Source organism: Taibaiella sp. KBW10 (genome assembly GCF_003852495.1).
In the GTDB taxonomy this organism is placed as follows: domain Bacteria; phylum Bacteroidota; class Bacteroidia; order Chitinophagales; family Chitinophagaceae; genus Edaphocola.
Genome location: NZ_QAJI01000004.1, coordinates 482,661 through 494,982, shown reverse-complemented (window position 1 = coordinate 494,982; position 12,322 = coordinate 482,661). Strand labels below are relative to the sequence as shown.

The window sequence follows — 12,322 nt, the reverse complement described above, 5'->3', positions numbered from 1 at the left end:
AATAAAGTATATGAAGATCAAAATTATGAATGGCCCCAATCTGAATTTATTGGGTACAAGACAGCCGGAGTTATATGGCAGCACTCGTTTTGAAGATTATTTTGCAACATTAAGTGCTCACTTTCCGGAGGTGACGCTCTCTTATTTCCAGAGTAATCATGAAGGTGCATTGATTGATGAACTGCAGTTGATGATAGGGCAGTATGACGGCCTGATACTTAATCCAGCCGCTTATGGTCATACCAGCATTGCCCTTGCAGATGCTTTGGCTTGCCTGGATATGCCCATTATAGAAGTGCATATTTCGGATATTTATCAAAGAGAAGCCTATAGGCAACATACGTACACAGCAGCGTATGCACAGCACATGATTACAGGAAAAGGCCTTGAGGGCTATAAAGAAGCAATTGAAAAATTACTTCGTAAATCCTGAATTGAAAAGGGTTACCATTTGAGATAACAGGGTATAAAGCAATATACATTTGTTTATTCTAAAGCCCCGATATGAATCGTACCCTAAAAAATACCTTGATTATTCTAGGCAAAAGTGTGCTCGCTTTTGTTATTTTAATATTGCTCTATTTATCGGTGGAGTATATTACTGCACGTATTACGGTGAAAAAAGAACCGGATGCCCCGGAAGAAATAGCGATTTATATCCTTACAAACGGGGTGCATACCGATATCGTAATGCCTGCGAAAACGGAGCAGATGGATTGGACACAAGAGATCCGCTACAGCAATACCCTTGCCAACGATACCGCTTTGCCTTACCTGGCCATGGGCTGGGGTGATAAAGGTTTTTATCTCGAGACACCCGAATGGTCAGACCTGAAAGCCTCCGTTGCCTTTAAAGCTGTTTTTGGCTTAGGGAATACCGCCATTCACGCTACTTATTATAAGACTATGACCGAAGGAGCGCGTTGCCGCAAAATCATGATCAGCGAAGTACAATATTCACGGTTAATTTCTTATATTAGGAAAACATTCCAAACGGATAGCAGCGGGCATTTTAAACACATTGTGACCAATGCCAACTATGGGCGGAATGATGCCTTTTATGAAGCAGTAGGAAGCTACAGCCTGTTTGGCACCTGTAATACTTGGTCCAATAATGCGCTAAAAGCCTGTGGGCAAAAGGCTTGTTTATGGACGGCTTTTGATACGGGTATCTTTTTAAAATATAAACCGGAATAATTTTATGTTGCAATCGGTGTTTACAAAGCTTATGGCAGTAAAACATACGTTGACAGAAGTCTTTGCGACTAATAAAAAACAATAGATATACTTCAAGTAACCATGAGCGGAATTGGCTCAGCAAACAATTAGCATGACAGATTTTCTTTTAAGGCCCTGGCAAAAAACAGATCTGGATAGCCTGTTGGAACAGGCTAACAACCCTAATATCGCTCAGTTTATGACGGATATGTTTCCATATCCTTATACCAGAGAGAAAGGACTGTCTTTTATTGAATTCGCCACACTAGCAGACCCCGTTCATATCTTTGCTATTGAAGTAAATGGTAAGGCGGTGGGTGGTATTGGTATTCATCCACAAACAGATATTATGCGTAAAAATGCCGAACTGGGTTATTGGTTGGGCGAAACGTATTGGGGTAGGGGTATTATCAGTAGGGCCATTCCGCAGATGATTGTCTTTGCCTTTAAAGCATTCGATATCAATCGTATATTTGCAAAGACCTTTGGTAATAATATCGTTTCCCAAAGCGTTTTGATAAAAAATGGCTTTCTTTTAGAAGCCCATATGAAAAACACTATTTTTAAAAATGGACGTTATATCGACGAACTGATATACGCTGTAAGAAGAACAGATTATGAGCGATCAAATTAATTATATTGCTATTAATAAACAATCCTGGAATGAGCGGGTGGCAAGTCACCTCAGCTCTGAATTTTATGATGTAGCCGGCTTTCTGCAGGGAAAAACGTCTTTGAAAGAAATCGAGCTGGCGCTTTTGGGTGATCTTAAAGGCAAGACGGTCTTACATCTCCAATGTCATTTCGGACAGGATAGTATTTCTTTAGCGCGTATGGGCGCCAAAGTAACCGGTGTAGACTTATCGGACGAGGCGATTGAACGCGCGCGGGAATTAGCGGCGCAAACGGGTGAAGATGCAACGTTTGTTTGTTGTGCTCTTTATGACTTGCCACAGCATTTGGATACGCAATTTGATATTGTGTTTACCAGTTATGGTACGATCGGTTGGTTACCGGATCTGGACCGTTGGGCAAACATCGTGGCACAATACCTGAAACCCGGGGGGCAATTCGTTTTTGCGGAATTTCACCCGGTAGTCTGGATGTTTGATGATCAGTTTACAAAAGTAGGCTACGATTATTTTAATTCCGGGCCGATCCTGGAAACCCAGGAGGGTACTTATGCCGACAGGGAAGCCGACATTAACCTGTCTTATGTGAACTGGAACCACGGGATTGCCGAAGTATTGACTAGCCTGATCGGGAATAAACTGTCGATAGACTGTTTTAATGAGTATGATTATGCTCCCTATAACTGTTTTTTCAATACGGTGGAATTTGAACCCGGTAAGTTCCGCATTGCCCATCTGGAGCATAAAATCCCGATGGTATATGCCTTAAAAGCGACGAAACCATTATAATAATCAATACTGATCATATATAATCAAAAAGCAACTCTTTAAGAGTTGCTTTTTGATTAATAATTAAGGTTGAAATATATTTCGTCATAAGGATTTACGGGCTTATCCTTTTGTCTTAAATGTATTGATTTGGTATCTTTTGTAACGATTTCCCAGTTCTTATTCAGATCGCGAAATGGTTTCTCATTACCGAAATCCATATAAAAAGAAGCCACTTTTGTTTTGGTAACCGTATCGGTAATCATGGAATCTTTCCAGCTACCATATTTAGTTACAAAGTTTCTTACCGCCATCACACTGTTATTGGCAGAAAAAGTAAAGGCATATCCTGTATAGTTAGTCAGTTTATCATTGCCGTCATCAAAATAAATGGTCATACGCCAGGTTTTTTGCTGCAACACTTTTCCAACGCTTTCAGAGGTAGGCTTTCCTTCATTTTTGTTACAGGCCATAAAAGCGGTAGCTGCAAACATCATAAGAAACAGGGTCTTTTTCATATAATAATTCGTTAATTTTTATAAAGATATATAAAGATATCGAAAAGTCATTATTTTATGCCAAAAGCTTTTTTCACCTTAGCCACGTAGTCCAGTTTCTCCCAGGTAAACAGTTCTACCTTAATCTTTTTAGGCTTTTTGTTATGATCGTAGAAGGTTACTTCTTTGATTTCGTTCGTTCTGCCCATGTGTCCGTAAGCGGCCGTTTCGCTATAGATAGGATTTCTTAATTTTAATCTGGTTTCAATAGCATAAGGGCGCATATCGAACAATTCGGATACAATTTTTGCAATTTGTCCGTCGTTCATATCTACTTTTGCCGTTCCTTTGGTATCTACAAAAATACCCATAGGTTGTGCCACACCAATCGCATAAGATACCTGTACCAGAATTTCATCGCAAATACCTGCAGCGACCATGTTTTTGGCAATATGTCTTGTAGCATAAGCGGCACTTCTATCTACCTTACTAGGATCTTTACCACTAAAGGCACCACCACCATGTGCCCCTTTACCACCATAAGTATCTACGATGATTTTTCTACCGGTAAGACCGGTATCACCATGTGGTCCACCAATTACAAATTTACCGGTTGGGTTAATGTGGTAATTGATTTTATTATTGAAGAAATGTTTGTATTCAGGATATTTTTTGATCACACGCGGAATCAGGATTTCCTTGATGTCTTTTTCGATTTTTTTCAACATGCTTTTCTCTGTATCGAAATCATCATGTTGTGTTGAGATTACAATCGCATCAATTCTTTGCGGTTTGTGGTTGTCGCTGTATTCTAAAGTTACCTGGCTTTTCGCATCAGGACGTAAATATTTAATCTCTTTATCTTCTCTGCGCAGTGCGGCTAATTCGATCAGTAGCGTATTGGCCAAATCCAGGGCCAAAGGCATATAGTTCTTTGTTTCGTTGGTTGCATAACCAAACATCATACCCTGATCACCAGCACCTTGCTCTTCTTTGCTTTTGCGCTCTACACCTTGGTTGATGTCCGGAGACTGCTCATGAATAGCAGAAATAATTCCACAGCTATTCGCTTCAAACATATACTCACTCTTAGTATACCCGATCTTTTTAATGACGTTACGGGCTATTTCCTGTACATCAAGATAAGCAGTGGATTTTACTTCTCCCGCCAATACTACCTGTCCGGTAGTAACCAGCGTTTCACAAGCTACTTTACTATTTTTATCAAATGCAAGAAAATTATCAATCAGCGCGTCAGAAATTTGATCGGCAATTTTGTCAGGATGTCCTTCAGATACGGATTCAGATGTGAATAAATAAGGCATTGTTATATTTAATATGATTTGTTGTGTAAAAAATGATTTCAAAAGTACTAAACTATCTTTTAATAAAAAGATAAAGCGGCTTTTATTTAGCAGATGGCGTGTTCAATAGCTCTAATTGTTCCTCAAGAGAGTCCACTCCGGGCATCATCACCTCCTGAATAGAGGTGTCGGCCTCCACATAAGAGAGCGTTGTATAGTTCACTTTCCATTTGATATTGCCCTCCAGGTTCTTCTCTGCTTTTAGTTCCAGTTCGTTGAAAGGTAATAATACGGGCGTGGTACTGAAGCGCACCATCGCCGTGCTGTCATTCAATTTCTTTTCGCCCAGTATCTTCACTTTGAAGCCATTCAGGAAGCTCTCCTTTTGTTCCGGAGTCAAGTCTTTAGTCGATTTATCCAATACTTTCAGGAAATCCCAGGTGGGCCTGGTGGAATAATTCCGCGCAGCATTAATGTCGAGACGGGCTACACTCACCAGGAAAGTCTCGGTGACTGCCTTTGGAGAGTTAGTACTTTTACAAGAAAATAATAAACAAGCAATAAAGCCGAGGGTAATATAATTGCGTAAAGAATGAGACATGAAGATTAATTAAAAACGGCGGAATAAATTTTTTGATTTTGAGGTCTTAAGAAAAGATCGTCGATCGAGACAAACTGATAAGGCCCCGCATTGGTATAAGAGATGAATTTTTTGTTTTTCGTGGCCTGTGTCATTACTTTAAAGACGAATTCTGAAGGATACATTGCTTCATCGGTGCTCAATTGATAATTATTATCATAAGCGACTCCTTTTTGATAGTAACTCCGGATGATTTTTTGCATCGCAAGTACCTGCATATTACTGACCGGGAATTTATAAATACCGAATCCGGTTACATTCTTGGCTCCAACATAATTTTCGAAAGAGTCTCTTACCAGGCCACCTTTACTGGTAGTGGTCGGAAGGGCTATGGTATAAACAAAAGGGTAATTATTTTCGATAAACACAAGCCCTGCATAAGCATAAGTCTTATCTTTCCGGTTGACGCTACTAAAAAGCTCACTTTTGGTATCCTTACCGGAGATAACGATCAGGTAGCCATTTTCCAAAATATCCATACCCATGTCAATATACCGGATATTAATGGGATTATTAAGCTTTTCATTAAGGCTGCTTCCCAGTTTGTAATCAGGATAAATCTCCTTTGCAATCAGGTTTCTGTTGTAAACCACCACAAAAGTGATCAGCATTGCAATGAGCAATGTTGTATGTAGTTTCCTCTTTTTAGGATTAGTAGTGTGTTGTGATGACATAAATGATACCGATCCGCAAATTTAGGGATAAAAATGCCTTTGCCCATCATTACGGTTAAGAGAAGGGCAGTATTTATCCTTTTGTTTTGCTTTTTCTGATCGGGTCTAAAAGAAAACTTAAGCCATTCAACTTAATTTCATACATGGTTTGGAGTAGTAATCCTAGTTTTCCTTTTGGGAATCCTTGCCTGTTGAACCATAAAATATAAGCCTCCGGCAGATCGCCGATCAGGGTACCCTTATATTTCCCAAAAGGCATGCGCAGTTCAAATAGTTCGGTGAGGAGTTCGGGATTTGGTTCCATTTGGATATTTTTCACAAATATCTATATTTAAATAGTTCAAAAATCTTTTATTTTGCGGTATGACTATTATTTATTGTTACGACGCATATTGTGGATGGTGTTATGGTTTCAGCCCGGTGATTAAAAGAATTGCTGAGGAATTTCAAAAGGAATTCCAGTTTGAGGTATTGAGTGGGGGCATGTTATTACCTGAACATCCGCAACCTATTAGTATAATTGCCGATGTGATAAAGGAAAACTATAAAAAAGTAGAAGCCCACACCGGTATTAAATTCGGCCCCGATTATTTATTTCATATCAATCAGGCAGAGGACAGCGATTGGTTTCCCAATTCGGAAAAGCCGGCAATTGCCTTGTGCATTCTGAAAGAATATATGCCTGACAAAGCCGTGCAGATTGCCGCCGATCTGCAGTATGCCTTACATTATGAAGGCCGCGACCTGACCGATGATGAGGCTTATCGCCATTTATTGCATCAATACGAAATTGATCCGGACGAGTTTTATACGCGCCTGCACAGCGAAACCTACAAAGAAAAAGCCTACTATGAATTTCAATTGGTGAAACAATTACAGGTAGAAAGCTATCCGCAGGTATTGTTGCAGGTTTCAGAGAGTAAATTCTATCTTTTAGCTAAGGGCTATACAGACTATGAAACCTTAAAGCAGACGATCTCTTCTGTATTGATACAGATACAGTCGGCACAGAATTAAAAATGAGTAAGATTATAAATTAATAAAGGCTAGCCGAATCCGGTTAGCCTTTATTAATTTATAATGGGGAGCGTATCTTACTCCGCAAAATATTTATGGAAATACGGAATCGTCTCAATACCCTTAAAGTAGTTGGCGATATCATATTTCTCATTAGGAGAGTGGATATTATCATTATCCAGTCCAAAGCCCAATAACACGGTTTTTAAACCCAAAGTCTTCTCAAATAAAGCAATGATCGGAATGCTGCCACCGCCTCTGGTTGGGATCGGATCTTTACCAAAAGTTGTTTTGATTGCTTTTGCCGCAGCCTGATACGCCTTACCATCAGTAGGAGTTACCACCGGTTCGCCGCCATGATGTGCCGTTACTTTTACGGTTGTACCCGCAGTAGCCAGTCCTTCAAAATGTTTTTGGAACAATTCTGTGATCTCGGTAGAAATCTGATGGGGAACCAAACGCATTGATATTTTAGCGAATGCCTTAGACGGTAATACCGTTTTAGCCCCTTCACCCGTATAGCCGCCCCAGATGCCATTCACATCAAGTGTCGGGCGTACACCCGTACGTTCGATTGTGGTATAGCCTTTTTCACCGGCTACTTCGGTAACATTCAGGTCTTTTTTGTATTCATCAAGCTCAAAAGGAGCATCATTCAGGGCTTTGCGTTCCGCATCAGTCAGTTCCTGTACTTTATCATAAAAGCCCGGGATCGTAATGTGTTTGTTTTCGTCATGTAGCGATGCGATCATCTTACACAATTCATTGATCGGATTCGCGACACCACCACCGTATACACCACTATGCAGATCGCGGTTAGGACCGGTCACCTCCACTTCCATATAAGCCAGGCCACGTAAACCCGTTTCTATAGAAGGATGCTCCATACTGATCATAGACGTATCAGAAACCAAAACGATATCGGCCTTTAATTTAGCAACATTGTCTTCCAGGAATTTACCCAGGTTAGCCGAACCCACTTCTTCCTCACCCTCGATCATCATTTTTACATTACACTGCAGGGTATTGGTTTTTGCCATTACCTCAAATGCTTTGATGTGCATATAAAACTGTCCTTTATCATCACAGGCCCCACGTGCATAAATCTTATCATCTTTAATTACCGGCTCAAAAGGCCCGCTGGTCCATAGTTCCAGGGGATCGGCAGGTTGCACATCATAGTGGCCATATACCAAAACAGTAGGTAAGGCAGGATCAATTATTTTTTCGCCATACACGATCGGATGCCCTTCCGTAGGACATACTTCTGCCATATCACAACCGGCATCCAGCATCGCTTGCTTCACTGCGTCTGCACAACGGGCTACATCACCTTTGTATTTACTATCAGCACTTACAGAGGGGATTCTTAACAGATCCAGTAATTCGTTCAAGAAACGATCCTTATGTTCGGCCAAATAGGCTTTCCAAGCTTCCATAATTATAATTTTTATTGATTAATATTTGGGTTGTTTACATTTTTATTACAAGCTATATCCAGATGATTTTATCTTCCAGAGGGATTTTACGCATGCCTTCTTTTGCCGGTTCATCCGTATAACCCAGATAAATCAATCCCATAAGGAGGTCATCATCTTTTAACTCCAGGTATAGTTTCATGGCAGGGTGGTGCGTCATACCTCCTGTACTCCAGAAAGACGCAATGCCTTTAGCAGTCGCGCCCAGTAAAATATGTTGGGTTGCCGTAGCCACCGCAGCGTACTCTTCTTCGGTAATGATTTTGGCCTCAGGGGTGCGACGCATCACAGAGATCACAAGATGAGAGGCCTTGTTACCCATATTCATCAGGGCATCACGTTTGGTTTCCGTTCTGGATTCCAGTGGGGTATTGGCCCAGTAGAGTTGTGCATGATGCTCACAGAATTTTTGAAGATTTTCGCCGGTTAAGACAAAAAACCGCCAAGGTTCAGTGCGGGCGTGGGTAGGTGCCCAATCGGCCAGCGCCAGTATTTCTTGCAGGTCTTCATTAGTAATGGCCTTGCCATTCATCTGGCCCGGTTTGGTTGTTCTTCTTGTTTCTATAATCTGTTTTAAAGTGTCAAAAGCGTTCATCTGAGCTATGTATATTTTATATGTCTGTATAAGAATGCTGCCAAAATTATACAGAAATATTGATTTTTAGCGGGATTTTTATTCGATCGTATCCGATTTACCCGCGCTAATTTGTATCCTGTCTTTATAAATAGATTTACTTCGTTTTTACATAAATGTGTTTAACGGTTTTAGTGCCCGTTTCCCGCTCCTCAATCAGGAACTTATCGGTACTCTTGATTAGGAGCAGCAGTTTAGGGAATCCATAATTCCTGGGATCGAAATCCGGTTTTTTCTTCAGGATAAAGTTGCCTACTTCCCCCAGGAAGGTCCAGCCGCTCTCATCCGCAAGGTCACTGACACTGTCAGACAGTAATTTGATCAGGCGTTTATCGATCTTAGAGATGCTATGCTCCTCTTTTTTGTTTTTAGTGGTTTCGGGAGCTTCTTCCTGCGCTGAAGATTTCAGGATTTCAATGTAGATAAATTTATCACAGGCAGTAATAAAAGGATAGGGGGTCTTTTGTTCCCCGATACCGATTACCTTCATTCCGGCCTCTCTGAGCCTTGTGGCCAGGCGTGTAAAATCACTATCGGAAGAAACGATGCAGAATCCGTCGACTTTGTCGGAGTACAGGATATCCATCGCGTCAATAATCAGCGCGCTGTCACTCGAATTTTTACCGGTGGTATAGCTATATTGCTGGATAGGGGTGATGGCATTCTCAAGTAATACATTTTTCCAGCCCGAAAGGGTGGGTTTGGTCCAGTCTGCGTAAATTCTTTTTATAGTTGGGGTGCCGTTTTTAGAAATCTCTTCCAGCATCTCCTTAATATTAGCATAAGGCACATTATCGGCGTCGATCAATACGGCGAGTCTTAATTCTTTCATTTGATACAATTTGTATCCCGTAAAGGTAAACTATAATTATGTTCGGGAGATCATCCCCGTACCCTAAATGCCAGGGAGGGGCAAATGAGGCAAGCCCTTATCCGGCTAATAGTCGTACCTTACAAAAGAGGGGTACAATAGTATTAAATACCCCTTTATATTTCTATTATGAGCGCAGTACAGTTAAACACACAACCCAGTCCTTCATCATTGCATGAAGAACAGCCGCCAAAGATTAAAATAGCATATTTTATCATGGCACACCGGTTGTCTAAGCAGTTCAGGCGCCTGTTTAATGCCATTTATCATCCTAATAATATCTATCTTGTCAATATCGACAAAAAGGCCGATCAGATAACCAAAGAACAAATAGGTTCCTTTTTAAGTAAATTTTCCGGCATACATGTGTTGGAAAACCAAACCGTCGTATGGGGCGGTTACAGTATGGTTCAGGCAGAACTCAGCGGTATGCGCTATTTGCTGAAGCAGGAAACACAATGGGATTATTTTATCAACCTGAGCGGACAGGATTATCCTTTAAAGTCCCAAAAGATTATTGGCGAGTTCCTGGCCGAGCATAAAGGAACGAGTTATCTGAAATATGCCAATCAGATACTGACCCGCCCCGAAACCCTGAACAGAATTGAAAACCACTTTAGCGAGATCGACGGAGCCATGTCTGTCACAACACATAAAAGGAAGTATATGGACGGTGTGGTTCCTTATATTGGCGGGCAATGGATGATGCTGACCCGTGACTGTTGTGAATTCCTGTGTGGCAGTGAAGAGGTTAAGAAATTCAAAGAATATTATAAAAACACACTGATTCCTGATGAATCCTTCTTTCAGACAGTGCTGATGAACAGTTCCTTCAAAGGAACGCTGGTCAACGACGATATGCGCGCCATTATCTGGATACCGGATGGCGATATTAAACTGAGGCCCAAAACATTTACCAACGAAGATCTTGGGTTTCTAAAAAAAGGCAATAATCTCTTTGCCCGAAAATTTGATGATAATGTAGATGCCAATGTGATTGGCGGATTGAAAGCATATTTTGACACACCACTTAGAAAAGAAAAAGAGCTGAATACCGAAGGGAATCGCTTAATGAATACCACCCAGTGTAACTAAGCGTACACAATACAATCCGCATTTGGTTTTATAAAGTATAGGCCGAATGCGGATTTTTAACTTTATCCGCAATTTTATATAACAAAAAAATTATCTTTGCATCCAAATTCAAACAATCTTATGAGCATAATTACACAAGTCCACGCTCGTCAAATCTTAGATTCTCGTGGCAATCCAACGGTTGAAGTAGATGTTTATACCAATTCCGGTGCTATGGGTCGTGCGGCAGTTCCTTCTGGCGCCTCTACAGGAAAGCACGAAGCTGTAGAATTGCGTGATGGTGATAAGAAAAAATATTTGGGCAAAGGTGTGCTGAAAGCAGTTAAAAACATTAATGAGCTATTGGCAGACGAGTTGTATGGTTTTGATGTAGCCGATCAGGCAGGCATCGACCAGTATATGATCGACCTGGATGGTAGTGCCAACAAAGGAAAATTAGGAGCCAATGCAATTCTGGCCGTGAGTATGGCCGTAGCCAAAGCTGGTGCTGAGGATGCGGGTTTACCATTATACCGTTATGTAGGTGGTACCAATGCCAAAACCTTACCGGTGCCAATGATGAATATCCTGAACGGGGGCGCACATGCTGATAACAAAATCGATTTTCAGGAATTTATGGTAATGCCTGTGGGTGCAGATACTTTTAGCGAAGGCTTGCGTTGGGGCGTGGAGATTTTCCATACCTTGAAAAAAGTATTGAGCGACAAAGGATTTAGTACCAATGTAGGAGATGAAGGTGGTTTTGCACCGGATATCCAAAGCAATGAAGAAGCCATTGAGATCGTGTTGAAAGCGATCGAAAAAGCCGGATTTAAACCCGGAGAAGATGTGGTGATTGCAATGGATGCAGCCATCAGCGAACTGTATGATGCCAAATCTAAAAAATACCATTTCCATAAGTCTGACGGTAAGAAATTATCCAGCGAAGAAATGGTAGAATACTGGCAGAAATGGGTAAAGAAATATCCTATCGTGAGTATTGAAGATGGTATGGATGAAGATGACTGGAAAGGCTGGAAGGCCCTGACCGATGCGATTGGTAAAAATGTACAATTGGTAGGAGACGATTTGTTTGTGACCAATGTATTGCGTTTGGAAAAAGGAATTAAAGAAAATATCGCCAACGGTTTGTTGGTAAAAGTAAACCAGATCGGAACCCTTACCGAGACGATGGATGCGGTAAGCCTGGCGCAAACCAATAAATATAATACCATCATGAGCCACCGTAGCGGAGAGACGGAAGATGCAACGATTGCAGACCTTGCTGTCGCTTTAAACTGTGGCCAAATTAAAACCGGTTCTGCCTCCCGTAGCGACCGTATGGCTAAATACAACCAATTGATCCGTATTGAGGAGCAATTAGGCGATCTGGCCTATTATCCGGGTAAGAAATTGAAATTCGGTTTCTAATAAAACATCATTCTTTATAAAAAAGTCGTGTCCGTTTTCGGACGCGACTTTTATTTTTGTATCTTAGTTTTCTTAAAACAAAAA

15 protein-coding genes are annotated in these 12,322 nt (G+C 41.0%); 7 read left to right on the top strand and 8 right to left on the bottom strand.

Features of this window, described 5'->3' with window-relative positions; translation table 11 throughout:
• The first annotated feature begins 10 nt into the window (after positions 1–10).
• The 4 genes from DBR32_RS09855 (at position 11) to DBR32_RS09840 (ending at position 2,639) form a co-directional block, all read left to right on the top strand.
• Positions 11–433 (top strand): type II 3-dehydroquinate dehydratase, encoded by a 423-nt coding sequence (locus DBR32_RS09855; protein ID WP_124636142.1) that lies wholly within the window; start codon positions 11–13, stop codon positions 431–433.
• Positions 434–504: 71 nt separating this feature from the next.
• Complete coding sequence (locus DBR32_RS09850; protein WP_124636141.1) at positions 505–1,197, top strand: TIGR02117 family protein; 693 nt, start codon at positions 505–507, stop codon at positions 1,195–1,197.
• 133 nt (positions 1,198–1,330) lie between these two features.
• On the top strand, positions 1,331–1,852 hold the full coding sequence (locus DBR32_RS09845) for a GNAT family N-acetyltransferase (protein ID WP_124636140.1): 522 nt from the start codon (positions 1,331–1,333) through the stop codon (positions 1,850–1,852).
• The gene (locus DBR32_RS09840; protein ID WP_124636139.1) at positions 1,836–2,639 is read left to right on the top strand and encodes a class I SAM-dependent methyltransferase; all 804 of its coding nucleotides are present in this window, start codon (positions 1,836–1,838) and stop codon (positions 2,637–2,639) included. Before DBR32_RS09845 ends, DBR32_RS09840 begins: the two co-directional genes overlap by 17 nt.
• A gap of 56 nt (positions 2,640–2,695) precedes the next feature.
• On the opposite strand, the gene DBR32_RS09835 is transcribed toward DBR32_RS09840, so the two are convergent.
• The 5 genes from DBR32_RS09835 to DBR32_RS09815 form a co-directional block, all read right to left on the bottom strand.
• Positions 2,696–3,136: a hypothetical protein gene (locus tag DBR32_RS09835; protein ID WP_124636138.1), complete on the bottom strand. Its 441-nt coding sequence runs from the start codon at positions 3,134–3,136 to the stop codon at positions 2,696–2,698.
• 50 nt (positions 3,137–3,186) lie between these two features.
• Positions 3,187–4,440, bottom strand: a complete 1,254-nt coding sequence (metK, locus tag DBR32_RS09830) for a methionine adenosyltransferase (RefSeq protein WP_124636137.1) — start codon at positions 4,438–4,440, stop codon at positions 3,187–3,189.
• A gap of 82 nt (positions 4,441–4,522) precedes the next feature.
• The gene (locus DBR32_RS09825; protein ID WP_124636136.1) at positions 4,523–5,020 is read right to left on the bottom strand and encodes a DUF4878 domain-containing protein; all 498 of its coding nucleotides are present in this window, start codon (positions 5,018–5,020) and stop codon (positions 4,523–4,525) included.
• A 5-nt stretch (positions 5,021–5,025) separates the two neighbouring features.
• Positions 5,026–5,733: a hypothetical protein gene (locus tag DBR32_RS09820; RefSeq protein WP_124636135.1), complete on the bottom strand. Its 708-nt coding sequence runs from the start codon at positions 5,731–5,733 to the stop codon at positions 5,026–5,028.
• A 73-nt stretch (positions 5,734–5,806) separates the two neighbouring features.
• A complete protein-coding gene (locus DBR32_RS09815) occupies positions 5,807–6,037 on the bottom strand; it encodes a DUF3820 family protein (protein ID WP_124636134.1) in 231 nt (76 codons plus the stop codon).
• Between the two features lie 59 nt (positions 6,038–6,096).
• Here DBR32_RS09815 and DBR32_RS09810 point away from each other — a divergent pair, with 59 nt between their 5' ends.
• Entirely contained in the window at positions 6,097–6,750 is a 654-nt protein-coding gene (locus tag DBR32_RS09810) for a DsbA family protein (RefSeq protein WP_124636133.1), read from the top strand.
• Positions 6,751–6,827: 77 nt separating this feature from the next.
• On the opposite strand, the gene DBR32_RS09805 is transcribed toward DBR32_RS09810, so the two are convergent.
• From DBR32_RS09805 to DBR32_RS09795, 3 genes are all read right to left on the bottom strand, one after another.
• Positions 6,828–8,189: a dipeptidase gene (locus DBR32_RS09805; RefSeq protein WP_124636132.1), complete on the bottom strand. Its 1,362-nt coding sequence runs from the start codon at positions 8,187–8,189 to the stop codon at positions 6,828–6,830.
• 52 nt (positions 8,190–8,241) lie between these two features.
• Positions 8,242–8,823, bottom strand: coding sequence for a nitroreductase (locus DBR32_RS09800; RefSeq protein ID WP_124636131.1), 582 nt, complete (start codon positions 8,821–8,823; stop codon positions 8,242–8,244).
• 136 nt (positions 8,824–8,959) lie between these two features.
• On the bottom strand, positions 8,960–9,694 hold the full coding sequence (locus DBR32_RS09795; RefSeq protein WP_124636130.1) for an NYN domain-containing protein: 735 nt from the start codon (positions 9,692–9,694) through the stop codon (positions 8,960–8,962).
• A gap of 168 nt (positions 9,695–9,862) precedes the next feature.
• Between DBR32_RS09795 and DBR32_RS09790 the strand changes: the two genes are divergently transcribed.
• A complete protein-coding gene (locus DBR32_RS09790) occupies positions 9,863–10,828 on the top strand; it encodes a beta-1,6-N-acetylglucosaminyltransferase (RefSeq protein WP_124636129.1) in 966 nt (321 codons plus the stop codon).
• A 120-nt stretch (positions 10,829–10,948) separates the two neighbouring features.
• The gene (eno, locus tag DBR32_RS09785) at positions 10,949–12,238 is read left to right on the top strand and encodes a phosphopyruvate hydratase (protein ID WP_124636128.1); all 1,290 of its coding nucleotides are present in this window, start codon (positions 10,949–10,951) and stop codon (positions 12,236–12,238) included.
• Positions 12,239–12,322 lie beyond the last annotated feature (84 nt).